The organism is Bacillus sp. OTU2372 (assembly GCF_038440275.1).
Taxonomy (GTDB): domain Bacteria; phylum Bacillota; class Bacilli; order Bacillales; family Cytobacillaceae; genus Neobacillus; species Neobacillus bataviensis_B.
On sequence record NZ_JASATK010000018.1, the window covers coordinates 74,232 to 98,496 of the forward strand.

A 24,265-nucleotide genomic window follows, 5' to 3' on the forward strand; every position below is an offset into this window, starting at 1 on the left:
TTTTAAAAAAGATGGCTTTTTTATCATTTATTAGAGGGATTTGTAAATGGTTGTCGAATTATTATCTAGAGAATTGAATTTCAACCTTTTCTAGATCCTCTTTAAACTTCGTATGGGTTGCTTGGAATACGTGCTCAAATACTGATCCAAGCTCGGCATCTAACACCTTAATCCCTTCACCTGTTATCCCGCCCTTTACACACACCTTTTCTTGTAATGACGGTAACGTATAATGTCCTTGCTTAATTAATTCTCCAAGTCCTACAATCATCTCACTTGCAAAAACAGTCGCTGTCTCCGTATCAATCTCGGTCTCTTTCACAGCGGCCTGAATAAAATTCTGAAGCAGATAGCTAAAGAAAGCAGGTCCACAGCTTACAATATCAGAGGCTACCCTTGTAATTTTTTCATCAATATGAACCGGCACAGAAATCTTTGAAATTAGTTTTTCTAGTTTTGTTTTCCAATGTTCGCTGCAATTTTCCCCATACGTAACGAGTGAAACCCCAGCTAATGCTCGATTGGTAATGCTAGGTATTACTCGGACAGTTGAACAGTTTACCCTTTTTTCAATTTGGCTGGTACTGACAGGACTAGTTATCGAAACAAGACACTTATCAGGAGTTAAATGTGGATTAATTTGCTCAAGCAGATTACGGATGTCTAATGGCTTTACACAAATAAAGATTATATCGGATTGTGCAGCTACTTCTTCCGGGTTTGCCCCAATCAAAATGTCCTTATATTTATCTTTAAGCAGCAAGGCTTTTGATTTTGTTCGATTCGTGATCATCATGGAAGAAGGGAAAGCGGCCTTACCGTCAATCAAAGCCTCCACTATGATTCGCCCCATATTACCGGTACCAATAATACCTATATTCACAATTCGACCCTCCTTCGCATCCCGTATTCTTTTATAACATTATGAAAATGAAATGTGAAATATACCTTTAGAAAGGATGGATATTCTTGAAGAATTGGTTAATGGAACACAAGATTCATGTTGTTGTAGCACTGTTGCTTGGTTTCGGAGGTTTTTATTATTTTTATCTTCAGGTTCCTACGGATTCTGCCACATTAAATTCAATTAGTCAAGAGAACGAAGCCCTAAAACAAGATGTGGAGACAGAAACAGAAAAGAAAGCCACACCAGCGGCTAACCAGCCTGAAAATATTATGGTGGACGTAAAGGGACAAGTCAATCGTCCAGGCGTTTATCAATCTAACACAGGTGAGAGGGTAATTGACGTAATAGGACGAGCCGGTGGATTAACGGAGCAGGCTGATCAAACACAAGTTAATTTTGCTGAGCATGTGGAAGATGAAATGGTCATTTACATTCCAGGAAAAGGTGAAGAAGGAAGTAGGTTACCTTCCTCAATTGGAGCAAGTGGAACTGTTTCGAGCGCGGATGGACAAAAACATGGGAAAATTAATATTAATAAAGCGGATGAACAGGAGCTGCAAAATCTTCCAGGGATAGGTCCAGCAAAAGCAGCAGCGATTATCGAGTTTCGAAATACCAGCGGCCCGTTTAAAGCGATTGAAGACTTAAGAAACATTAGCGGAATTGGTGATAAGACATTTGAAAAACTAAAGGATTTAATCGCAGTATAATAAAACTTCCATTGACCTAAATTGGCTTGTACCAGTAAACTTAAAAGAAAAGTCATACAGGGAGTGGAAAACGTGGAGAGAATTTCTTGGGATCAATATTTTATGGCACAAAGCCATCTGCTTGCATTAAGAAGTACCTGTACAAGACTGACCGTTGGCGCAACCATTGTCAGAGATAAACGAATTATTGCCGGAGGCTATAACGGTTCGATTGCTGGCGGTGATCATTGTATTGATAAAGGGTGTTATGTGATAGACCATCATTGTGTAAGAACGATTCATGCTGAAATGAATGCCCTATTGCAGTGTGCAAAGTTCGGTGTTCCGACCGCTGATGCCGAAATTTATGTGACCCATTTTCCTTGTCTTCAATGCTGTAAGGCAATCATTCAGTCGGGGATTAAAATTGTCTATTATGCGGAGGATTATAAAAATCACCCATATGCAATTGAGCTGTTTGAACAGGCAAAGGTAAAAATTGAGAAGGTCGAATTAAAAGAGACAGTAATTCAATTAGGCAAATAATAACCTCTAAATAGCGCCGGATGACTTCCGGCGTTCACCCTCGCAATCAGTTATCGCCACTATCTTCAAAAAACCAATTATGGAGAATAAAATAATGAGCGGAAAATATATTTATGTCGCCCTAGGTGCATTTTTAGGTGTATTATGTTCACTTGTGAAAATTTTCCCATTTATTATATTAGCTTTTTTATATCTACTTGCGTTAGCTAAACTTAAGAAATTCAAACAAGCCCAAATTTTATTGATCATCCTTTTAGGTTTTGTCTTTTTTCTTAAAGGAGAGTGGGCAGATACACATAACAATTCAAAGCTTTCGCCAGCTAAGACTGTTTTTTACATACAATATACTCAAGACCCGATTATTGATGGCGATTTATTAAAAGTACAAGGAATAGAACGCGAATATAAAGAACAAGTTCTGCTCCGGTATCAAATTAAATCAGAGAAAGAAAAAAAGGTTCTGCAAAATCAAAGCCTTTATGGCTGCCTTTGTCAGGTTAAAGGGACGTTAAAGAAGCCCTCTATAGCTAAAAATCCGAATGGATTTGACTATAGGAGCTATTTAGCTGCGAACGGAATTTTTTGGGTCATCGATCTTGAGCAAAGACCGCTTCAAAATTGCAATCCTACCAAATTATCTCCATCCGTATTCATAAAACAGCTTCGCTTTACTGGCATTAGTGATCTGAAAAGTAATTTTCCTCAGGAAATTGCAGGGTTGTCAGCAGCTTTAATATTTGGTGATACAAATATCCTTGACCCTGAATTATTAAGCGACTACCAACGTACTGGCATCGTCCATCTTCTGGCTATATCTGGTCTCCATGTAACTTTGTTCATAGGAATGATATTTTTTATCGGAATTAGATGCGGACTAACAAGACAGTTTATGACAAACTTTCTTTTGATCCTCTTACCTGTTTACGTTGTTCTAACAGGCAGTTCCCCATCGGTCATACGCTCTTGCTTAATGATTTCTCTGATCTTAATCGCTGAAAAGTGGAAGCACCATCTAAGGCTTATAACCATTGATGCCATAAGTTTGGCCTTTATCCTTTATCTATTTGTTTCACCAATGATCATTTTTGATATTGGCTTTCAGCTTTCCTTTTTAGTCAGTTTTGCTATTATTTTAGCTGCCCCCGAAATCCTCAAAAGGTATAGAGGGAATGGAGCAAAGATGGTTGCCACCTCTGTGACAGCACAGCTGTCTGCCATGCCGCTTTTGCTTTACCATTATTTTGAACTTTCCCTGATAAGTATAGCTGCCAACTTGTTGTACATACCTCTATTTTCATTTGTTTATCTTCCTGCTGTATATGTATTATTTATTATTCAATTACTGATTGGAACCACCCCAAGGACACTGATTATCCTCTTAGAAAAGATCATTGAGTTATCCAATAAGCTACTTGAGGTTATTGGGAATATACCTTACACCAGTTATACACCTGGGAGACCTCACAACTTCATTATTTTTATTTACATTATCCTTATAGCTTCATTATTTTACGTATGGGAAAGGGGGCCTTATTTAAACAAGAGAGCGCATTCAATGGTTCTCGTTGTTACACTCTTATCCATCCAACCCTGTTGGAATTGGTTGAATCCTTATGGTGAAGTGACCATGATTGATGTTGGACAAGGGGATAGTATATTGATTCATTTTCCACATGGACAAGGCAACTATCTCATTGATACAGGCGGTTCGCTGAACTTTAAAGAGGAAGAATGGAAAATGCGGTCCAAACCATTTGAGGTTGGACGGGATGTGGTTGTTCCATTTTTAAAAGGGAAAGGGATTACAAAAATTGATAAGTTAATCCTAACCCATGGCGATATGGATCATATTGGCGGTGCTAGTTCGATTCTTTCAGAACTTGAGGTCAAAAAAATATTAATGCCATCAGTAACTGAACCGTCGGAGACAGAGGTGCTTATTTCTAAGGAAGCAGCAAAACAAGGGATACCAGTCATAAAAGTATCTTCAGGAGATAATTGGTATCAAAATGGGAATTCATTTTATATTCTTTCTCCAGAAAGAAACTTTACGGGCGAGCGAAATAGAGGCTCAATAGCTTTTGTTGCAGCGATAGGAGGTATCAGCTGGTTTTTTGGAGGAGATCTTGATCAAGAAGGAGAAGAGAAAATTATAGCACAGCATCCTAAATTAACCATTGATGTTTTAAAAGCCGGTCATCATGGCAGTAAAACGTCAAGCGCAGAGGCGTTTATTAATCAAATCAAGCCAAAGGCAGCCCTTATTTCTGTCGGTGAACATAACCGGTTTGGGCATCCTCATCAAGAAGTCTTAAACCGTTTGGCAGCTGTTCATACTAAGATATATCGAACCGATCTACAGGGGGCAATCACCTATTATTTTTATGGCGGAAAAGGAACCTTTTCAACCTATTTACCATAAGTTATACTAAATCTTTTAATTAAAAAAGACTGCACCGTTGCAGCCTCTTTGATAAATTATGTAGCACTCATTTAGGAACCAATTAATTTAATGACTGTAGCAATAATAAAAATTACAGCGAAAAAGCCAAAAGAAACTCCAAAACCTATCCCAGAATCGATCGCATCATTACGCTTGCTTTGCACTTCTTTTTCAAAATGATTCACGCTCTACCCCTCCTATTTTCAAGTATAGTATAAGCTATTTGTCTGAAAAAATCCAGCATCCTTTCGCTTCTTTCCTATACTGACAAGAGTTGTCAAAATAGTTCGACTCAAAAAGGGCTACAATATAAGTAGTCAGGAACCCCGCCAGGCAATATAAGATCCTAGGGAAAATATTGCTGGCGTTCAAATAGATCCGGGAATTGGCATTTGTTGGATAAAATGTGCTAATTCCCTTTTAATACTTGTCAAAAGGTCCAAGCTTCTTTACGATAGAATATGAGTGAAAAGTTAGGGGAGCGCTGGACAAATGGTACTTGAAGTATGGAAAAAAATTAAAAAAAAGGAAATTGCTCCTATTTATTTATTATATGGAACAGAAGCATTTTTAATCAATGAAACAAAACAATTACTTCTGAACCAAATTCTTGATGAAGAAGATAAGGATTTTAATTTTTCAGCTTATGACTTAGAGGAAACTCCGGTTGATTTTGCATTAGAGGACGCCGAGACCTTCCCTTTTTTAGGCGAAAAAAAGGTTGTTTTTTTACATAATCCCGTTTTTTTAACGGCTGAGAAAACAAAGGAAAAGGTAGAACACAATCTGGCAAAGTTGGAGGCATATTTAAAAGAACCTGCTCCCTATACTGTCATGGTCATTTCCGCTCCATATGAAAAATTGGACGAAAGAAAAAAGATTACTAAAGAACTTAAACGAAATGCAGAATTAGTTGAGGCCAAAAAATTATCTGAACATGAATTAAAAAAATGGGTAAAAGAACGGGCGAGAAGCAACGGGCTGGAGTTTGAGGAAAAGGCGGTTGACCAATTGCTCTCCTTAGCCGGAACAAATATGTTTATGCTTTCTAGCGAGGTGGACAAATTATCCCTTTATGCGGCTGAGCAAAAGCGTATTGATAGTGAGCTGGTTGAAAAATTGGTTGCCAGAACGCTGGAGCAAAATATTTTTACTCTTATTGAAAGAGTGGTCCAAAGAAGATTAGATGAGGCATTGCGGATTTATTATGACTTGTTAAAACAAAATGAAGAACCTATAAAGATCTTAGCACTGTTGTCCGGTCAATTTCGGCTAATCTATCAGGTAAAGGAACTCTCAAGAAGGGGATACGGACAGCAGCAAATTGCCGGCTATTTAAAAATTCATCCATTTCGGGTTAAACTTGCCCTTGGTCAGGCCGGCAGTTTTACGGATGAAGAATTAGCAAACCTGATGGAGATGCTTGCAGAGGCAGATTACCAGATGAAAACAGGCGGAATGAATAAATCTTTATTGATTGAGATGCTTTTGTTCAGATTAAAAAGGTAATAAAAAAACGATTCCAGATAGGAATCGTTTTTTTGTACGCTTTTTAAGATTAAAGAGCGTTAGACTTTTTCATTAGACGTGATTTTTTACGAGCAGCAGCATTTTTGTGGATAAGACCTTTAGCAGCAGCCTTGTCTAATTTACTAGCAGCAGAAACTAATGCTTCTTTAGCAGCAGCCGCATCGTTAAGAGTAACAGCAGCTTCTACTTTTTTAACAGCCGTACGCATTGCAGACTTAGCAGTTGTATTTTGAGCATTACGAGCTTCAGTTGTTTTCACACGCTTAATAGCAGATTTAATGTTAGGCATTACATTCACCTCCTACAAAGTATCGAGACTTATATGAACTCGACTTTACATTCATCCATAATAATTCAGAACAAGAAGTATTTTATCAAACAGAAGGCTAGATTGCAATACACAATTCATGGGGAAAAGAATTTAAAATGCATGTTTTACGGGCTTAAGGGCAAAAATAGGAAATAGTTTCTATTTAGGATTCTCTATTAGGGGTGGATTTCATGAATGAGTCTATTGATTTAAGCAAGTATTCGATACGAACAGATTTAGCGATTGAAGCTAGAGAAATGGTGCTTGCTGGAAAAACAGTCGGAGAAGAAGAGAACCTTTCGAAAATCGAAGGTGTCATTATTAAAGAAAAAGATGTGGACGATATTAAACTCTCTCTTGTTGAGGTTACAAAGCAAGGGGAAGAACAGTTAGGAAAAAAAGCAGGCCGATACTTAACGTTGGAGGTACAGGGAATCAGGCAGCAGGATTCCGAGGTACAACAGAAGGTGCAAGAAATCTTTGCCCGGGAGTTTGCCCATTTTTTAGCAGGGTCGGGAATTAAAAAAACGGATTCTTGCCTTGTGGTTGGGTTGGGGAATTGGAATGTCACTCCCGATGCACTTGGTCCAATGGTGTGTGAGAATCTCTTGGTAACTCGGCATTTATTTCAGCTTCAGCCTGAGAATGTTGAAGAGGGTTACCGATCTGTTAGTGCCTTATCACCAGGTGTAATGGGCCTGACGGGGATTGAAACAAGCGACATCATTTTTGGAGTTGTTGAAAAAACGAAACCGGACTTCGTCATCGCTATCGATGCATTAGCATCACGTTCCATAGAAAGAGTCAATTCAACGATTCAAATCTCTGATACAGGTATACACCCTGGTTCAGGGGTGGGAAACAAAAGAAAGGAACTAAGCAAGGAGACCTTAGGGATTCCGGTAATCGCCATCGGGGTACCAACCGTTGTAGATGCTGTTTCAATCACAAGTGATACGATTGATTTTATCCTAAAACACTTTGGGAAAGAGCTAAGGGAAGGAAATCGCCCTTCTAGATCCCTTGCACCAGCAGGGATGACTTTCGGAGAAAAAAGAAAATTAACAGATGCGGATATGCCTGAGGAACAGCATCGCAAAACATTTTTAGGTATGATTGGCACGCTTCCGGATGACGAAAAAAGAAAACTAATCTACGAAGTTCTCTCACCAATTGGTCATAATTTAATGGTGACACCAAAAGAAGTCGATGTGTTTATCGAGGATATGGCGAATCTTATTGCAAATGGATTAAATGCCTCGTTACATTCTGCAATCGATCAAGAGAATGCTGGTTTTAATACAAGATAAAATCACATAAAGGGGTCTTGCAATTAATAGTCCCCTTTTCTTCCACTATTAAAATAAATCATAGTTCTACCATTTCTAGTAAGGACATAGTATTTACTAGAATCGTTTAAGCGAGGTGGAACTATGAAAAACCCTAGAACATCAGGTGCATTTTTAAGTGTCCAAGGTACAAGCATCATGAAACTTTTTGCGGCACTTTGTTTATTTATTATATTGATTTTCTCTATCAGCGGGCTCTTAACATCATTAAAGCCGCAATATCGACTTATGTCTACATCCGTCAATCAAGCTGCTACAAATGTGAATGGAGAACTTCTTTACCAATTAATGGGCTGGGAAAACCACCATTTTTTAAAGGTAGAGAATAACTGGGTAACCACACCAAAGCTAACTAATTTGATCTTTAAACTATCTAGCAATATTAATCTAAATGACCCGCGCAGCCTTCTGGGCAGAGAGCTTCCGGGATTCTACCAATTTGATGGGAAAATCCTTGTCGCCGGGGAAGGGACTAATTATACTAATATGCCGGTTGAGTCGGCACCGCCAATTAAAATTATGAAAGAGGAACGTGAAGCAGCCTTACAAAATCTTGAAGGATTGGACAAGCCTTCAGATGAAAATTCTTCGCCAGCACCTGGACAAACTACAGGAGGCAGAAAGGTGGTCTACGTTTACTTCTCTCATAATCGGGAATCTTATTTACCATACCTTAAAGGTGTAACCGACCCGGATTTAGCGTATCACTCGCAAATAAACGTGACCAAGATTGGTGACCAATTAAAAACAAGCTTAGCTGACAGAGGAATTGGCAGCTTTATAGATAAAACTGACATTCAAGCGGAATTAAACAAAAAAGGCTGGAAGTTCTGGCAATCTTATGATGAATCTCGGACCGTTGTTCAAACTGCTATGGCCGGGAATCGTGATTTACATTATTTTATTGATATTCATCGTGATTCGCAGCGAAGAGAAAAAACCACGGTCACCATTAATGGGAAATCTTATGCAAAGGTAGCCTTTATTATTGGCGGAAAAAATCCAAATTACGAAAAAAATGCAAAACTGGCAACAGAACTCCATAAGCGGCTTCAGGAAAAATATAAGGGGTTAAGCAGAGGAGTCATTATAAAAAATGCCGCTGGATCAAATAGTATCTATAACCAAAACCTTTCGGAAAATGCAATCTTGATGGAATTTGGCGGAGTTGACAATACATTTACTGAATTAGACCGCTCCGCTGATGCACTAGCCGATGTGTTTAGTGATTACTACTGGCAGGCAGAAAAAGTAAATCAGGATACAGAGCAACCGTCCAATAAACAATAGTGGTTAGGAGCACTTTTATGAAATTGTTTATGTTGAAAAGCTTATGTCTAGCTGCTTTATTGCTAATTGCTGTGTTAACGGGCATGCAGTTGGCGAATAATGGGATTCAAAAAATGAAGGGGTATGAGGATCCCAACCTAGAAACAGCAGTCAGTTTTCATGAAAAGGGGGCATCGTTCCTTGGAAATGAGATTTCCAGCCATGATATTGCAGCAAAAAAGAAAAAACTGGAGGAAATAAGTGCCTTTAATTTCTTTTCTTCAATGGGCAGAAAAATGTCAGATGGGATCACAGGTGCTTCAGAAAAACTAATCCATCTTATCGATAACTAAGAAAAGCGGAAGGCGCCCGCCTATCGGCGACAAGCACAAGACGAGCCGATGGTGCCTGGAGATGGACAATTCTCGAAGTCGAAATTTTTACTTTCGTATCGTATAAGAAAAACGGCATACCTATTATGCCGTTTTTAATTTTGGACACATTGCATTCTTTTTAACCAGGCTTTACTAACAAACGGGAATCGATTCTGTATTGAATCTTGTTTGCCCTACTGATATAATCAAAAATAGTGTACATGTGCGAGTATAGTAGGAGTGGAAGACCATGAACAGAGAAGAAAGACTCAAACGACAATCAAAAATTAGAAACTTTTCCATTATTGCCCATATTGACCATGGGAAATCAACATTAGCTGACCGGATTTTGGAAAAAACGAATGCCTTATCCTCTCGTGAGATGAAAGATCAGCTTTTGGATTCAATGGATTTAGAAAGAGAACGCGGGATTACGATTAAGTTAAATGCCGTACAATTAAAATACAGAGCAAAAGATGGGGAAGAATATACATTCCATTTAATAGATACACCGGGACATGTCGATTTTACGTATGAAGTTTCAAGAAGTCTTGCAGCATGTGAAGGGGCTGTTTTAGTCGTGGATGCTGCGCAGGGAATTGAAGCACAAACACTAGCAAACGTATACTTAGCCCTAGATAACGACCTTGAAATATTACCAGTTATTAATAAGATTGACCTGCCAAGTGCTGATCCAGAAAGGGTCCGCGGCGAAATCGAAGAAGTAATCGGTCTGGATGCCTCTGAAGCAGTTCTTGCATCAGCGAAAGCTGGCATTGGGATTGAAGAGATTCTCGAACAGGTTGTTGAGAAGGTCCCTGCTCCAACTGGAGATCCAGAAGCCCCATTAAAAGCCTTGATTTTTGACTCTTTATATGACGCCTATCGCGGCGTTGTAGCCTATATTCGTGTCGTCGAAGGTACCGTTAAGGTTGGTGACAAAATTAAGATGATGGCTACTGGAGCAGAGTTTGAAGTAAACGAAGTTGGTGTATTCACACCTAAGTCCGTTATGCTTGATGAGCTGTCTGTTGGAGATGTTGGCTTCCTGTCAGCTTCGATTAAGAATGTCGGGGATACACGTGTCGGTGATACGATTACCAACGCTAAAAACGGTGCGACTGAACCGCTTCCTGGTTATCGAAAATTAAATCCAATGGTATACTGTGGACTTTACCCAATTGATACTGCGAGATTTAATGATCTCCGTGAAGCTTTGGAAAAACTGCAATTAAATGATTCGTCGCTTCAATTTGAGCCAGAGACGTCTCAAGCACTAGGATTTGGTTTCCGTTGCGGATTCCTTGGACTTCTTCATATGGAGATCATTCAAGAACGGATTGAACGAGAATTTAAAATTGATTTAATTACAACGGCGCCAAGTGTTATCTACCATGTCCATTTAACAGATGGTTCTCAACTAAATGTCGACAACCCCTCCGATATGCCGGACCCGCAAAAAATTGACCGTGTTGAAGAGCCATATGTTAAGGCAACGATGATGGCTCCAAATGAATATGTGGGTGCTATTATGGAGCTTTGCCAATTGAAGCGCGGAATTTTTATCGATATGCAATACCAAGGTGAAAACCGAGTTAGCATCGTGTATGAAATTCCTTTAGCTGAAATTGTGTATGATTTCTTTGACCAGTTGAAATCTAGTACCCGGGGCTATGCGTCCTTTGATTATGAGTTGATTGGTTATAAACCTTCAAGTCTGGTTAAAATGGATATATTACTAAATGCCGAGAAAGTGGATGCATTAAGCTTTATTGTCCATAAAGATTTTGCTTATGAACGCGGCAAAGTAATTGTTGAGAAGTTAAAAGAACTGATCCCAAGACAACAGTTTGAAGTACCTATTCAAGCGGCAATTGGTCAAAAAATTGTGGCTCGTTCTACTATTAAAGCGATGCGTAAAAACGTATTAGCTAAATGTTACGGCGGGGATATCTCCCGTAAACGTAAATTGTTAGAAAAGCAAAAAGAGGGTAAGAAACGGATGAAACAAGTAGGGTCCGTTGAAGTACCACAAGAAGCATTTATGGCCGTATTGAAAATGGACGATAACAATACGAAAAAATAAAAACTAAAGAGAGGTTAGGGAGCACCTGAATCAGGTTTTCCTAGCCTCTTTTTCGTTAAAAAGAATAGAGGAAGAAACATGATTAAAGCAGCATACCTCCATATCCCGTTTTGTGAGCACATTTGCCACTACTGTGACTTTAATAAAGTGTTTTTAAAAGGCCAGCCAGTTGATGATTATTTAAAGGCCCTCGACCGAGAGATGAAAATGACCCTTTGTGAATTTTCAACCGATTCACTGGATACCATTTTTGTTGGCGGAGGAACTCCCACTTCTTTAAATGAACAACAGCTCTACACTTTTTGTGAAAGTATTATTACAAACCTGCCAAGAAGCGAAAATATTGAATTTACTTTTGAAGCCAACCCCGGTGATTTATCAAAAGAAAAATTACAAATATTAAAGGATGCTGGTGTGAACCGAATCAGTCTTGGTGTACAAACGTTTAATGAGGAGCTGCTAAAAAAAATCGGCCGTGTCCACAAAGCAAAGGATGTTTACCAAACGGTTGAAAACGCAAAAAAAGTTGGATTTGAGAATATCAGCATTGATTTGATTTTTAGCTTGCCCACCCAAACTGTCCTGGACTTTAAAGAGTCATTAACAGAGGCCTTTTCGCTGGATATTCCACACTTTTCAGCCTATTCACTAATTATTGAGCCAAAAACTGTTTTTTATAATTTATTAAAAAAGGGCAAGTTGCCGACTCCCGGGGAAGATGTGGAAGCGAGTATGTATGAAATGTTAATGGAAGAAATGGAAAAGAACGGTTTTCATCAATATGAAATCAGTAATTTTTCAAGACCGGGATTCGAAAGTAAACATAATTTAACCTATTGGAATAATGAATATTACTATGGATTCGGGGCAGGCGCACACAGTTATGTAAATGGCTGGAGACGGTCTAATTCAGGGCCTGTAAAAAAATATATGGAGCAAGTCAATAATAATGTTCTCCCGATTTTTGAAGACCATCTCGTTACAAAAGAAGAGCAGATGGAAGAGGAAATGTTTCTCGGGCTCCGAAAAACGGAAGGGGTCTCCATTCCTCACTTTTATGAAAAATTTGCCCTTGACCCTCTAAATTTATTTGCAAAGGAACTGTCCAATCTAAGTGCTAAACAATGGATAGAAGTGCAAAACGATAATATATATTTAACTAAAAAGGGCCGCTTATTGGGTAACGAAGTATTCCAAGCCTTTTTAGGTGTCATCTAATACAAAGTCTTTAGGCTGATGTGCCATTTTGCGTTCTTTTTGATTGACACCATCCCACTTTTTTTGATAATTTATTAATATAATTAGCACTCGTTAATGAGGAGTGCTAACAGAGGTGATGAATGTTGCTAACAGATCGTCAATTGTTGATTCTTCAGGTTATTGTTGATGACTTTATTCGATCTGCCCAACCAGTCGGCTCAAGAAGTTTGTCGAAAAAAGAGGAAATTTCCTTTAGTTCCGCTACCATTCGAAATGAAATGGCCGACCTAGAAGAGTTGGGGTTTATTGAAAAGACACATACCTCCTCAGGGCGTGTGCCTTCAGAAAAAGGATATCGGTATTATGTGGATCATTTAGTCTCGCCTCAAGCATTAAATCAAAATGATATCTCGATCATTCAATCGATTTTTGCAGAGAGAATATTTGAGTTTGAAGCAATCATCCAAAAATCTGCGAAAATCTTATCGGAGTTAACCAATTATACATCCATTGTCCTAGGACCTGCTGTTAGTATTAATAAATTAAAGAAAATACAAATCATTCCTTTAAATAAGGAAACAGCTGTGGCTATTTTTGTAACGGATTCGGGTCATGTTGAAAACAGGACATTTTCGCTGCCAGATATGGTGGATGCAAGTGATATTGAAAAAACGGTAAACATTCTGAACGATCGTTTATCCGGAGTCCCACTAGAAGAGTTAAATGATAAGATATATAAAGAAGTGGCCATGCTGTTACGCCAGCATATCCATAACTATGATTTAATGCTCCATTTGATTGCAGAATCATTTAAAATGCCGGTAACAGAGAAGTTATTCTTCGGTGGAAAAACAAATATGTTAAGCCAGCCGGAATTTCACGATATTGCCAAGATTCGTAGTTTAATGACTATGATTGATCAAGAAGATTGGATTTACAATCTAATTCGAAATGAATCAGCTGGCATCCATGTTAAAATCGGCAGGGAAAATAATATTAGTGCCATGGATAATTGCAGTTTAATTACTGCTTCTTATTCTGTAGGTATTGAAAAATTAGGAACCATTGCAATTTTAGGTCCTACAAGAATGGAATATTCACGTGTAATTAGCCTGCTTCAATTTTTAAGCAGGGATTTGACCACTGTTTTAACAAAATTGTATCAAAGTAATTAGTGCTGGTAATATTGAGTAAGGGTGAAATGCCTTTTAGAAATGTCCAGCGCCCTAGCGGCTAGACGCCTTTCTATGTTTCACCCCTTTTCCTTGTAATATATATCAGTTACGATAAAGTAGTTAGTGAATCCTTTAAGGGAGGTGAGTAAGTTGACGACTGAAAAAAATAATACAATCAATGAAGAAGTAGAAATCGAAAATACTGAACAAGTTGAACTTACTGAGGAAAATACTGGTGAAGCTGTTCCTAGTGAAGAGACAGCAACAGAAGAAGCAGAAGTTAATCCTGTTGAACAATATCTGCAAGAAATCCAGCAGCTTAAGGGTAAGCTCGAGGAAGCAGACAATCGAATTTTGCGACTTCAAGCTGATTTTGATAATTTCCGCCGCCGTACTAGATTAGACCAAGAGGCAGGCGAAAAATATAGAGCTCAAAAATTAATTACTGACCTATTGCCGGCTTTAGATAACTTTGAAAGAGCCATGAAAGTAGAAGCCGATAATGAACAAGTTAAGTCTTTACTGCAAGGAATGGATATGGTATACCGAGGTATGGTGGATGCACTGAAAAAAGAAGGTGTTGAGCCAATTGAAGCTGTTGGCAAAGAATTTGATCCACACCTGCACCAAGCCGTTATGCAGGGAGAAGATGAGAATTATGGTTCGAACATTGTTACTGATGAATTTCAAAAGGGTTATCTGTTAAAGGATCGTGTTATTCGACCTTCAATGGTTAAAGTAAATCAATAATTCTACATATTTATTAGGAGGAAAAGGCAATGAGTAAAATAATTGGTATTGACCTTGGAACAACAAACTCATGTGTATCCGTTTTAGAAGGCGGAGAACCAAAAGTAATTCCAAATCCCGAAGGAAACCGTACAACTCCTTCTGTAATTGCGTTTAAAAACGGAGAACGCCAAGTTGGGGAAGTGGCAAAACGCCAAGCAATAACAAACCCAAATACAATTATTTCAATTAAACGCCACATGGGTACAAATTACAAAGAAAATATTGAAGGAAAGGACTACACTCCACAAGAGTTATCCGCTATTATTCTTCAATATTTAAAATCATATGCTGAAGATTACCTAGGAGAGCCAGTAACAAAAGCAGTTATTACTGTACCAGCTTACTTTAATGATGCAGAGCGTCAAGCAACAAAGGATGCGGGCAGAATTGCAGGCCTAGAAGTGGAACGTATTATTAACGAACCAACAGCAGCTGCACTTGCTTATGGTTTAGATAAAACGGATCAAGATCAAACCATTCTTGTTTATGACCTTGGCGGCGGTACGTTTGACGTTTCAATCCTTGAATTAGGTGACGGCGTATTCGAAGTTAAAGCAACTGCAGGGGATAACCGTCTAGGCGGCGATGACTTTGACCAAGTTATAATTGATTATTTAGTAGAACAATTTAAAAAGGAAAATGGCATTGACCTTTCTCAAGATAAGATGGCATTACAACGTTTGAAAGATGCAGCTGAAAAGGCGAAGAAAGATTTATCTGGTGTAACTACCACTCAAATTTCTTTACCATTTATCACTGCTGGTGCAGCGGGCCCGCTTCATCTTGAAGTAACAATGTCAAGAGCTAAATTTGATGAACTCTCTGCTAACCTTGTTGAACGGACAATGGGACCTGTTCGTCAAGCTTTAAGTGATGCAGGATTATCACCATCACAAATTGATAAGGTAATCCTTGTTGGTGGTTCTACGAGAATTCCAGCTGTTCAAGAAGCAATCAAAAAAGCAACTGGTCAAGAGCCTCATCGTGGTGTTAACCCAGATGAAGTTGTAGCAATGGGAGCTGCGATTCAAGGTGGAGTTATTACAGGAGACGTTAAGGATGTTGTCTTACTAGATGTAACTCCATTATCTCTTGGTATCGAAACAATGGGCGGCGTGTTTACAAAGCTAATTGACCGTAACACAACGATCCCAACATCGAAATCACAAGTATTCTCAACTGCTGCAGATAACCAAACTGCTGTTGATATTCATGTTTTACAAGGAGAACGTCCAATGGCTGCAAATAACAAAACCCTAGGACGCTTCCAATTATCGGATATTCCGCCAGCACCACGTGGCATCCCGCAAATCGAGGTAACGTTCGATATCGATAAAAACGGTATTGTGAATGTACGGGCAAAAGACCTTGGCACAAATAAAGAACAACAAATTACCATTAAATCTTCCACAGGTCTTTCTGATGATGAAATTCAAAAAATGGTTAGGGAAGCCGAAGAAAATGCTGAAGCAGATAAACAGCGCAAGGAAGAAGTGGAACTTCGCAATGAGGCTGACCAGCTAGTCTTTACAACAGAAAAAACGTTAAAAGATTTAGAAGGTAAAGTGGATGCAGCAGAAGTTGCAAAAGCAAACGATGCAAAAGATGCCTTAAAACAAGCCATTGAGAGCAATGATTTAAATGAGATTCGTGCTAAAAAAGATGCTTTACAGGAAATCGTCCAGGCATTAACTGTTAAGCTTTACGAACAGGCTGCACAAGCACAACAAGGTGCTCAAGATGCAGGCGCTGCTGGTGCAAAAGACGACAATGTTGTAGATGCTGAATTTGAAGAAGTAAAAGACGAAAAATAAACTAATGAGAGTATAAAGTGTTTTTATTCTTACAAAAAAGTCAAAGTCAAAGTAACAGGCTTTGGCTTTTTTATTGCAATACCCAACTAAACGGTGTTAGAATAATCTTTATGTGACAGATTCGGGAGTGGTAATCATGAGTAAACGAGATTACTATGAAGTACTTGGTGTTAGCAATAGTGCTTCTAAGGATGAAATAAAAAAGGCCTATCGAAAGCTATCTAAACAGTATCATCCGGACATTAATAAAGAGCCAGATGCAGCTGATAAATTCAAAGAGATTGCTGAAGCTTATGAAGTACTAAGCGATGATCAAAAAAAGGCCCATTATGACCAATTCGGACATACCGATCCAAACCAGGGCTTCGGCGGCGGTGACTTTGGCGGCGGCTTTGGAGGGTTTGAGGATATCTTTAATACCTTCTTTGGCGGTGGCGGCGGGTCTAGAAGACGTGATCCGAATGCGCCAAGACAAGGTGCTGATTTGCAATATACAATGACGGTTTCATTCGAAGAAGCTGCGTTTGGAAAAGAAACAGATATAGAAATACCAAGAGAAGAAACATGTGAAACCTGTCATGGCTCGGGTGCTAAACCTGGAACTAACCCTGAGACATGTCAGCATTGTCATGGTACTGGACAGCTAAATGTCGAACAAAACACTCCATTTGGCAGAATTGTTAATCGCCGAACTTGCCATTATTGTAATGGTACTGGAAAAGAGATTAAACATAAATGTTCAACATGCGGCGGAAAAGGGAAAGTCCAAAAACGGAAGAAAATCCATGTCAAGATTCCTGCAGGTATTGATGATGGACAACAGTTGCGCATGGCAGGTCAGGGTGAAGGTGGAATCAACGGCGGTCCGTCCGGTGATCTTTACGTAGTATTCCATGTTCGTTCACATGAGTTTTTCGAACGGGATGGCGATGATATTTATTGTGAGATGCCAATTAACTTTGTTCAAGCTGCCTTAGGTGATGAAATTGAGGTTCCAGCCTTACAAGGAAAGGTGAAGCTTAAAATCCCTGCTGGTACACAAACAGGTAAAAAATTCCGCCTCAAAGGAAAAGGGATTCCAAACGTTCGTGGATACGGCGTTGGAGATCAGTATATAATAGTCCGTATTATTACCCCAACGAAGCTGTCTGATAAACAAAAACAGCTTCTTAAAGAATTCGCGGACATTAGTGGTTCTTCGCCGATTGGTGAACACGAAGAAAGTTTTTTCTCAAAAGTAAAAAGAGCTTTTAAAAGCGAGTAAGGATGGAGTTGGTAGAGATGAAGTGGTCAGAGATTAGTATCCACACGACAAACGAGGCGATCGAACCTATTTCAAATATTTTACATGAGGCTGGGGCGAGTGGTGTAGTCATAGAAGACCCCTTTGAATTGACGAAAGAAAGGGAAGATCAATTCGGAGAAATCTACCAACTTAATCCAGACGATTATCCCGAAGAGGGCGTCATTATAAAAGCCTATTTACCTGTTAACAGTTTCCTAGGTGAAACGGTAGACGCAATCAAAGAATCGATTAACGATCTTATCCTTCATGACATTGATTTAGGGTTAAATAGAGTAACCATAAGTGAAGTAAATGAAGAAGAATGGGCCACAGCTTGGAAAAAGTATTATAATCCAGTGAAAATTTCTGAAAAATTCACGATTGTGCCTACCTGGGAGATATACGAGCCTGTTAGCAGTGATGAACTAATTATTGAATTGGACCCTGGTATGGCCTTTGGTACAGGAACACATCCAACAACGGTAATGTGTATCCAGGCTTTAGAAAGAACTGTTCGTCCGGGGGATCGTGTTATTGATGTAGGTACAGGCTCAGGCGTTCTTAGCATCGCTGCAGCATTGCTTGGAGCAGAAGACGTTAGGGCATATGATTTAGATGAAGTGGCTGTTGCATCAGCAAAGCTGAATATCAAGCTGAATAAGGTACATGATAAGGTTTCTGTTGCGCAGAACAACCTCTTAGATGGTGTTGGGGAAAACTCTGCAGATGTGATTGTCGCGAACATTTTAGCGGAAGTTATTCTCAGGTTCACTGATGATGTTGCTCGTGTTGTAAAACCAGGAGGTTCTTTTATTGCCTCTGGTATTATCCAGCCTAAAAAAGATCTCGTGAAGGATGCCCTAATTGATTCGGGTTTTGAAATCGTTGAAACCATTTTAATGGAAGATTGGGTTGCGATTAGCGCAAAAAGGAAATAATGACTGAAAAAGGGGTGTAGACAACCCCTTTTTATTTTCCTTACATCTATAAAATAGTAAAATAAAGTGTAAATGTTAAGAGAGGGTGCAATGTATGCAACGCTACTTTGTTCAACAAAAAGCCAATAATGATCACTTTATCATTGATGAAGAGGACCGTCATCATATCGTAAAGGTCATGCGGATGGAAATCGATGATCGAATTATTTGCGTTGATCCAGAGGGCAAACAGGCTGTTTGCAGGCTTTCAGAAATTACCAATTCAAGTGTCGTTGCAGACGTTGTACAATGGATAGATGAGAGTCCCGAGCTCCCAATTTCGATCACAATAGCAAGCGGGTTACCTAAAGGGGACAAGTTAGAGTGGATCATCCAAAAAGGGACGGAATTAGGCGCCCAACAGTTTTTGCCCTTTTCTGCTGCCCGTTCGGTTGTAAAATGGGATGAAAAAAAAGCAGCAAAAAAAATAGATAGATGGCAAAAGATTGCTAAAGAGGCGGCAGAACAATCCCATCGAACTATTTTACCTAGTATTATTAATCCTATGTCCTTTAAAGAGTTGCTGAAAAAGAGCAATGACTTCGATTATAAATTAGCAGCATACGAGGAAGAAAGCAGGCAAGGTGAGACCTCGGTGCTTTCTTCAACCTTAAAGAAGATGAAAAATGGTGAAACCCTCCTTTTCGTTTTTGGACCGGAAGGCGGTTTAGCGGAGGAAGAGGTTCAGCAATTAAAGGATTTTGGGTTTGGGCTTTGCGGTTTAGGACCGCGTATATTAAGAACGGAAACCGCACCATTATATTCACTTGCGGCTATTTCCTATCATTTTGAACTATTGAGGTGAGATTAAATGGCAACAGTTGCGTTTCATACACTAGGTTGTAAAGTGAATCATTATGAAACAGAAGCCATTTGGCAGTTGTTTAAACAAGAAGGTTATGAGCGGGTTGATTTTGAATCAATTTCCGATGTCTATATTATTAATACATGTACCGTTACAAATACGGGCGATAAAAAAAGCCGCCAAGTCATCCGGCGTGCTGTTCGAAAAAATCCAGATGCTGTTATTTGTGTAACCGGATGCTATGCTCAAACTTCTCCAGCCGAAATAATGGCGATCCCTGGTGTTGATATTGTAGTAGGAACCCAGGATCGTGTGAAAATGCTGGATTATATTGAACAATTTAAAGCAGAACGTCAGCCTATTAATGGCGTAGGAAATATCATGAAAAACCGAGTTTATGAAGAGCTTGATGTTCCAGCCTTTACGGACAGAACTCGTGCCTCACTGAAAATTCAAGAGGGCTGCAATAACTTCTGTACGTTTTGTATTATTCCATGGGCACGCGGCCTGATGAGATCCCGTGATCCAAAAGAAGTCATTCATCAAGCCCAGCAGCTGGTTAATGCCGGTTATAAGGAAATCGTCTTAACTGGTATTCATACCGGCGGTTACGGTGAAGACATGAAAGACTATAATCTTGCTGCCTTGCTCCGTGATTTAGAAGCAGGTGTAAAAGGTATAGAAAGATTACGTATTTCATCGATTGAGGCAAGTCAGATTACGGATGAAGTCATTGAAGTAATTAAACATTCCAAAACAATCGTCCGTCATTTGCATATCCCGCTTCAATCCGGTTCTAATACTGTACTAAAACGTATGCGCCGTAAATATACAATGGAATTTTTTGCAGAACGGTTAGAGCGTCTAAAGGAAGTACTTCCAGGGCTTGCAGTTACTTCTGATGTCATTGTTGGTTTTCCAGGTGAAACAGAAGAAGAGTTTATGGAAACTTATAATTTCATTAAAGATCATAAATTCTCTGAACTTCACGTATTCCCATATTCTAAACGGACCGGCACTCCAGCTGCAAGGATGGAGGATCAAGTAGATGAGGAAGTCAAAAATGAACGAGTTCACCGTTTGATTTCACTTTCAGATCAACTTGCAAAGGAATATGCGTCTCTTTTTGAAGGTGATGTATTGGAGGTAATTCCGGAAGAGGAATATAAGGAAGAATCGAATACGGGTCTTTTTGTTGGATATTCTGATAATTACTTAAAAGTAGTTTTTCCAGCAACAGAAGCTATGATTGGGAAAATTGTTAAAGTCAAAATTACTAAAGCAGGTTACCCTTATAATGAAGGGCAATTTGTCAAAGTGGTGGAAGATTCAGCATTAATGAGTGAAGAAGTTTTTAATAAGGAAGAAACAGCCATTTAAGGAAAAAGGACCTGATTAGGTCCTTTTTTATTTTGGATAAACTACATAAGAGAATAATTACTAAGGAGTGAACATATGGCTGTGACAAATATTGCCGCAATGATTGACCATACATTACTGAAGCCTGATGCAACAAAGAAGCAAATTGAAACCCTTTGTCAGGAAGCACGGGATCATAAATTTTTTTCTGTCTGTGTAAATCCTGCCTGGGTAAGTACCGCCAAGGAATTGTTAAACGGAAGTGGTGTGAAAATTTGTACTGTAATCGGTTTTCCTCTAGGGGCAACTACGACTGAAACGAAAGCATTTGAAACGAAGAATGTTATCGACTTAGGCGCAGATGAAGTAGATATGGTCATTCCTATTGGTGCATTGAAAGACGGAAATGATCAATTAGTTGAACAGGACATCCGTGCTGTAGTAGAAGCGGCTAAAGATAGAGCATTAACAAAGGTAATCATTGAAACAAGCTTGTTAACAAATGAAGAAAAGAAACGGGCTTGCGAACTTGCAGTCAAAGCAGGAGCTGATTTTGTTAAAACATCGACAGGTTTCTCAGGCGGAGGTGCCACTGCTGAGGATATAGCTCTTATGAGACAAACTGTAGGATCGAATATTGGGGTCAAAGCCTCTGGAGGAGTCCGAAGTACGCAGGATGCTTTAAGCTTGATAGAGGCTGGTGCTACAAGAATTGGAGCCAGCGCAAGTGTTGCTATAATAAAAGGTGAGCAAGTAAATTCAAATTATTAACCTGCCATATAAAAAAGACGGTATAGCGATACCGTCTTTTTCTTAAGAGATAGGTTTTTTGGAAGTTCTGTCGTGTAAAAACAAAATCATCTCGCCAAATTTAGTGGCAAATGGTAAAACCATTAAAGAGGTAACAACATTAAAAATAACACTTATATGTGCTAACTGAATATCTGTTTGACTTGCAAGAAGCTCTGCATTCTTTGTTAAAAAAGGGATGAGCGGGATAAAAATTAACACTCCAAATACATTGAGCCAGACATGTGCGAAGGCTGCCAGTCTAGATTCTTTACCGCCTCCAATCGATGCAATCACAGCCGTAATACACGTCCCAATGTTTGCTCCAAGAACAATCGCAATCCCTGCATCTAGCTGGAGCAGGCCGGCTGTTAAAAATCCCATTGCAATCCCCGTCATCGCAGTACTTGACTGGATGATCGAAGTGATAACTGCCCCTGTGAGCAGGCTTAAGGCAATATTGTCATTGATGGATAATATAAATTTGTTGATAAACGGCATGACTGTAAGAGGCTGGGCCAATAGTTCGAAACCCTTCATCGCTGTGAACACGGAAGCAATCCCAAATAGCAGCATTCCAATGCTTCTTGCCTTTTTATTCTTAAATAAAATAAGCAGCGCACCGCTTATGGCTAAAGGAACAAGGATTCTATCTATGTCAAAAGTAATTAATTCTGTTTTAAAGGTCGTCCCAATATTGGTGCCGAGAATAATGCCAATAGATTGAGGAAATGTCATAATCCTAGCTGAAATTAATCCGATTGTAATAACCATTACCGCCGAGCTGCTTTGCAATAGTGCGGTAATAAATGTACCGGTTAACATTCCTTTTAAAGGTGTACTGGTTAGTTTAATTAACCATGTTTTTAATTTATTGGCTGACAAATTGAATAATCCAAACCGAATAATCGTCATTCCAAAGATAAATAATAAAATACAAAGTATAAATAATAGTATGTAAAGCATATTATTTGGCCCCCTCCCTTCATTGTATGGGTGCACCTGAAGGGACATGCCAATTTTTTAGACAAGTATCTTGAAACTTTCATATATAGTGTGAATTTAAGTTGACCTTGTATCAAGGTTATATTATAATTGCAAGGTACATGGATTGAATGTAAGTGTGTTGTGTTTCGGAGGGAGGGAAAGAGAATGTCTAAAACCGTCGTTCGTAAAAACGAATCGCTTGAAGATGCTCTTCGTCGCTTCAAACGTACAGTATCAAAAACTGGTACTTTGCAAGAGGCAAGAAAGCGCGAATTTTATGAAAAACCAAGTGTAAAACGTAAGAAAAAGTCTGAAGCAGCAAGAAAACGTAAGTTTTAAGAGAGGGTGTAATATATGAGTCTTCTCGAGCGTTTGAACAATGATATGAAACAAGCGATGAAAAACAAGGAAAAAGACAAACTCTCAGTTATTCGGATGGTGAAAGCATCACTTCAAAATGAAGCCATCAAGCTCGGTACACAAGAGCTTTCCGAAGATGCAGAGTTAACGGTCCTTTCTCGCGAAGTAAAACAACGCAAAGACTCCCTCCATGAATTTGATAAGGCTGGTCGTCAAGACCTAGTTGATAAATTGCGTACAGAACTTGAGATTCTTGAGCTGTATTTACCAAAACAGCTTTCTGAAGAGGAACTGTCAGAGATTGTCAAAGAAACGGTCGCTGAAGTCGGCGCAACATCAAAAGCGGAAATGGGAAAAGTGATGGCTGCTATTATGCCTAAAGTTAAAGGTAAAGCAGATGGTTCGCTCGTTAATAAATTTGTACAACAACACCTTTCATAAGTATTCTGACATAAAGACTGCAGGTAATATGCCCGCAGTCTTTTTACATATTTGGATAAATTTGAAACTTTTTAATGACTAGGGACGTATAACAGATAGTCAGAAAGAACTGAATAGAAAGGGGGGGCTTATATGATTGAATTTCTAACAAACCCTGTTGTTGTAACTGTCCTATTAACTATTGCAGGAGTCGGAATCGTTTTGGAACTTTTTACAGCCAGATTTGGTATTGCAGGTTTAATAGGGATATTTGCGCTAATCTTATTCTTTTATAGTCACTTTCAAGCAGGTTTAGCAGGATTTGGAACATTACTTCTATTTGTTGCCGGAATTCTGCTTATTTTTTTGGAATTTTTTTTACCTGGGGCGATAGCAGGTACACTAGGAGTCGCAGCCCTAATATTAAGTCTGTTTTTAGCAGGCCAAAATGCCTTGCAAATTGGAGTTTCCATTTTAATTGCCATTGCTGTCTCAATTTTTATATTCTTTTTGATGATTAAGACCTTTGGAAAAAAACTTGTTTTATTTAATAGGATGGTATTAACCGAGGCCGCTAGAAAAGAGGATGGATACGTTTCAAATATTAATCGAACTGATCTTCTAGGGGTGGAAGGCCATACTCTTACCATCTTACGGCCGGCAGGAACTATTGTTATAAACAATGAACGCGTGGATGCAGTTTCGGAAGGCGGTTTTATCGAGAAGAATGCCAAAGTGAGGGTCATCAAGGTTGAAGGGGCCCGCATTGTCGTCAGAGAAGTATAAAAAAAGCAGGAGG

At 39.1% G+C, this 24,265-nt stretch carries 23 protein-coding genes and 1 pseudogene; 20 read left to right on the forward strand and 4 right to left on the reverse strand.

The genetic code is table 11. The annotated features are described in order from the left end of the window. Positions 1-61 precede the first annotated feature (61 nt). Positions 62-883: a late competence protein ComER gene (comER, locus tag AAHB15_RS22230; RefSeq protein WP_144563240.1), complete on the reverse strand. Its 822-nt coding sequence runs from the start codon at positions 881-883 to the stop codon at positions 62-64. Between the two features lie 86 nt (positions 884-969). On the opposite strand from comER, the gene AAHB15_RS22235 reads away from it, so the two are divergent. The 3 genes and pseudogenes from AAHB15_RS22235 (at position 970) to AAHB15_RS22245 (ending at position 4,564) form a co-directional block, all read left to right on the forward strand. Further along, entirely contained in the window at positions 970-1,617 is a 648-nt protein-coding gene (locus tag AAHB15_RS22235) for a helix-hairpin-helix domain-containing protein (protein ID WP_342043361.1), read from the forward strand. Positions 1,618-1,689: 72 nt separating this feature from the next. Then, positions 1,690-2,133, forward strand: a pseudogene (locus AAHB15_RS22240) (ComE operon protein 2); the annotation flags it as partial. 103 nt (positions 2,134-2,236) lie between these two features. Further along, the gene (locus tag AAHB15_RS22245) at positions 2,237-4,564 is read left to right on the forward strand and encodes a DNA internalization-related competence protein ComEC/Rec2 (RefSeq protein ID WP_342043363.1); all 2,328 of its coding nucleotides are present in this window, start codon (positions 2,237-2,239) and stop codon (positions 4,562-4,564) included. Positions 4,565-4,635: 71 nt separating this feature from the next. On the opposite strand, the gene AAHB15_RS22250 is transcribed toward AAHB15_RS22245, so the two are convergent. After that, positions 4,636-4,770 carry a YqzM family protein gene (locus AAHB15_RS22250; protein WP_098529929.1) on the reverse strand — a complete coding sequence of 45 codons (135 nt, stop codon included), beginning with the start codon at positions 4,768-4,770 and terminating at the stop codon, positions 4,636-4,638. 307 nt (positions 4,771-5,077) lie between these two features. Between AAHB15_RS22250 and holA the strand changes: the two genes are divergently transcribed. Beyond that, complete coding sequence (gene holA / locus AAHB15_RS22255) at positions 5,078-6,094, forward strand: DNA polymerase III subunit delta (protein ID WP_342043364.1); 1,017 nt, start codon at positions 5,078-5,080, stop codon at positions 6,092-6,094. Between the two features lie 49 nt (positions 6,095-6,143). Here the strand turns inward: holA and rpsT are convergent, their stop codons facing one another. Continuing rightward, positions 6,144-6,404, reverse strand: coding sequence for a 30S ribosomal protein S20 (rpsT, locus tag AAHB15_RS22260; RefSeq protein ID WP_098529931.1), 261 nt, complete (start codon positions 6,402-6,404; stop codon positions 6,144-6,146). Positions 6,405-6,616: 212 nt separating this feature from the next. Between rpsT and gpr the strand changes: the two genes are divergently transcribed. The 13 genes from gpr to deoC all read left to right on the forward strand — a co-directional run bounded on the left by gpr (position 6,617) and on the right by deoC (position 21,681). Continuing rightward, a complete protein-coding gene (gene gpr, locus AAHB15_RS22265) occupies positions 6,617-7,735 on the forward strand; it encodes a GPR endopeptidase (RefSeq protein ID WP_342043365.1) in 1,119 nt (372 codons plus the stop codon). A gap of 123 nt (positions 7,736-7,858) precedes the next feature. Continuing rightward, positions 7,859-9,064, forward strand: a complete 1,206-nt coding sequence (spoIIP, locus tag AAHB15_RS22270; RefSeq protein WP_335575287.1) for a stage II sporulation protein P — start codon at positions 7,859-7,861, stop codon at positions 9,062-9,064. A gap of 17 nt (positions 9,065-9,081) precedes the next feature. Next, positions 9,082-9,396, forward strand: a complete 315-nt coding sequence (locus tag AAHB15_RS22275) for a DUF3679 domain-containing protein (protein WP_335575288.1) — start codon at positions 9,082-9,084, stop codon at positions 9,394-9,396. 271 nt (positions 9,397-9,667) lie between these two features. Then, positions 9,668-11,503 (forward strand): translation elongation factor 4, encoded by a 1,836-nt coding sequence (gene lepA / locus AAHB15_RS22280; RefSeq protein WP_098529935.1) that lies wholly within the window; start codon positions 9,668-9,670, stop codon positions 11,501-11,503. Positions 11,504-11,581: 78 nt separating this feature from the next. Further along, a complete protein-coding gene (gene hemW, locus AAHB15_RS22285) occupies positions 11,582-12,721 on the forward strand; it encodes a radical SAM family heme chaperone HemW (RefSeq protein ID WP_342043366.1) in 1,140 nt (379 codons plus the stop codon). A 125-nt stretch (positions 12,722-12,846) separates the two neighbouring features. Then, positions 12,847-13,878, forward strand: a complete 1,032-nt coding sequence (gene hrcA, locus AAHB15_RS22290) for a heat-inducible transcriptional repressor HrcA (RefSeq protein ID WP_342043376.1) — start codon at positions 12,847-12,849, stop codon at positions 13,876-13,878. A 150-nt stretch (positions 13,879-14,028) separates the two neighbouring features. Continuing rightward, positions 14,029-14,628: a nucleotide exchange factor GrpE gene (gene grpE, locus AAHB15_RS22295; RefSeq protein ID WP_335575290.1), complete on the forward strand. Its 600-nt coding sequence runs from the start codon at positions 14,029-14,031 to the stop codon at positions 14,626-14,628. A gap of 29 nt (positions 14,629-14,657) precedes the next feature. After that, the gene (gene dnaK / locus AAHB15_RS22300; protein ID WP_342043367.1) at positions 14,658-16,484 is read left to right on the forward strand and encodes a molecular chaperone DnaK; all 1,827 of its coding nucleotides are present in this window, start codon (positions 14,658-14,660) and stop codon (positions 16,482-16,484) included. Positions 16,485-16,620: 136 nt separating this feature from the next. Next, complete coding sequence (gene dnaJ / locus AAHB15_RS22305) at positions 16,621-17,748, forward strand: molecular chaperone DnaJ (protein WP_335575292.1); 1,128 nt, start codon at positions 16,621-16,623, stop codon at positions 17,746-17,748. Between the two features lie 17 nt (positions 17,749-17,765). Then, the gene (gene prmA, locus AAHB15_RS22310) at positions 17,766-18,707 is read left to right on the forward strand and encodes a 50S ribosomal protein L11 methyltransferase (protein ID WP_342043368.1); all 942 of its coding nucleotides are present in this window, start codon (positions 17,766-17,768) and stop codon (positions 18,705-18,707) included. Positions 18,708-18,801: 94 nt separating this feature from the next. Further along, a complete protein-coding gene (locus AAHB15_RS22315; RefSeq protein ID WP_335575294.1) occupies positions 18,802-19,551 on the forward strand; it encodes a 16S rRNA (uracil(1498)-N(3))-methyltransferase in 750 nt (249 codons plus the stop codon). Between the two features lie 6 nt (positions 19,552-19,557). Continuing rightward, positions 19,558-20,931: a tRNA (N(6)-L-threonylcarbamoyladenosine(37)-C(2))-methylthiotransferase MtaB gene (gene mtaB / locus AAHB15_RS22320; protein WP_342043369.1), complete on the forward strand. Its 1,374-nt coding sequence runs from the start codon at positions 19,558-19,560 to the stop codon at positions 20,929-20,931. 75 nt (positions 20,932-21,006) lie between these two features. Next, positions 21,007-21,681 carry a deoxyribose-phosphate aldolase gene (gene deoC / locus AAHB15_RS22325; protein ID WP_335575296.1) on the forward strand — a complete coding sequence of 225 codons (675 nt, stop codon included), beginning with the start codon at positions 21,007-21,009 and terminating at the stop codon, positions 21,679-21,681. Between the two features lie 42 nt (positions 21,682-21,723). Here the strand turns inward: deoC and AAHB15_RS22330 are convergent, their stop codons facing one another. Then, positions 21,724-22,665, reverse strand: a complete 942-nt coding sequence (locus tag AAHB15_RS22330) for a Na/Pi symporter (RefSeq protein ID WP_144563224.1) — start codon at positions 22,663-22,665, stop codon at positions 21,724-21,726. 186 nt (positions 22,666-22,851) lie between these two features. On the opposite strand from AAHB15_RS22330, the gene rpsU reads away from it, so the two are divergent. The 3 genes from rpsU (at position 22,852) to AAHB15_RS22345 (ending at position 24,252) form a co-directional block, all read left to right on the forward strand. Next, positions 22,852-23,025, forward strand: a complete 174-nt coding sequence (rpsU, locus tag AAHB15_RS22335; protein WP_007087607.1) for a 30S ribosomal protein S21 — start codon at positions 22,852-22,854, stop codon at positions 23,023-23,025. Positions 23,026-23,040: 15 nt separating this feature from the next. Beyond that, positions 23,041-23,487: a GatB/YqeY domain-containing protein gene (locus tag AAHB15_RS22340; protein ID WP_098529945.1), complete on the forward strand. Its 447-nt coding sequence runs from the start codon at positions 23,041-23,043 to the stop codon at positions 23,485-23,487. Positions 23,488-23,619: 132 nt separating this feature from the next. After that, a complete protein-coding gene (locus AAHB15_RS22345; RefSeq protein WP_335575297.1) occupies positions 23,620-24,252 on the forward strand; it encodes an NfeD family protein in 633 nt (210 codons plus the stop codon). Positions 24,253-24,265: the final 13 nt, after the last annotated feature.

Excerpts from the sequence above, each read along its gene's own strand:
- AAHB15_RS22245 (WP_342043363.1), top strand. The coding sequence starts at position 2,237 with ATGAGCGGAAAATATATTTATGTCGCCCTAGGTGCATTTTTAGGTGTA.
- holA (WP_342043364.1), top strand. The coding sequence starts at position 5,078 with ATGGTACTTGAAGTATGGAAAAAAATTAAAAAAAAGGAAATTGCTCCT.
- rpsT (WP_098529931.1), bottom strand. The coding sequence starts at position 6,404 with ATGCCTAACATTAAATCTGCTATTAAGCGTGTGAAAACAACTGAAGCT.
- gpr (WP_342043365.1), top strand. The coding sequence starts at position 6,617 with ATGAATGAGTCTATTGATTTAAGCAAGTATTCGATACGAACAGATTTA.
- spoIIP (WP_335575287.1), top strand. The coding sequence starts at position 7,859 with ATGAAAAACCCTAGAACATCAGGTGCATTTTTAAGTGTCCAAGGTACA.
- AAHB15_RS22275 (WP_335575288.1), top strand. The coding sequence starts at position 9,082 with ATGAAATTGTTTATGTTGAAAAGCTTATGTCTAGCTGCTTTATTGCTA.
- lepA (WP_098529935.1), top strand. The coding sequence starts at position 9,668 with ATGAACAGAGAAGAAAGACTCAAACGACAATCAAAAATTAGAAACTTT.
- hemW (WP_342043366.1), top strand. The coding sequence starts at position 11,582 with ATGATTAAAGCAGCATACCTCCATATCCCGTTTTGTGAGCACATTTGC.
- dnaK (WP_342043367.1), top strand. The coding sequence starts at position 14,658 with ATGAGTAAAATAATTGGTATTGACCTTGGAACAACAAACTCATGTGTA.
- dnaJ (WP_335575292.1), top strand. The coding sequence starts at position 16,621 with ATGAGTAAACGAGATTACTATGAAGTACTTGGTGTTAGCAATAGTGCT.
- prmA (WP_342043368.1), top strand. The coding sequence starts at position 17,766 with ATGAAGTGGTCAGAGATTAGTATCCACACGACAAACGAGGCGATCGAA.
- AAHB15_RS22315 (WP_335575294.1), top strand. The coding sequence starts at position 18,802 with ATGCAACGCTACTTTGTTCAACAAAAAGCCAATAATGATCACTTTATC.
- mtaB (WP_342043369.1), top strand. The coding sequence starts at position 19,558 with ATGGCAACAGTTGCGTTTCATACACTAGGTTGTAAAGTGAATCATTAT.
- deoC (WP_335575296.1), top strand. The coding sequence starts at position 21,007 with ATGGCTGTGACAAATATTGCCGCAATGATTGACCATACATTACTGAAG.
- AAHB15_RS22330 (WP_144563224.1), bottom strand. The coding sequence starts at position 22,665 with ATGCTTTACATACTATTATTTATACTTTGTATTTTATTATTTATCTTT.
- rpsU (WP_007087607.1), top strand. The coding sequence starts at position 22,852 with ATGTCTAAAACCGTCGTTCGTAAAAACGAATCGCTTGAAGATGCTCTT.
- AAHB15_RS22340 (WP_098529945.1), top strand. The coding sequence starts at position 23,041 with ATGAGTCTTCTCGAGCGTTTGAACAATGATATGAAACAAGCGATGAAA.
- AAHB15_RS22345 (WP_335575297.1), top strand. The coding sequence starts at position 23,620 with ATGATTGAATTTCTAACAAACCCTGTTGTTGTAACTGTCCTATTAACT.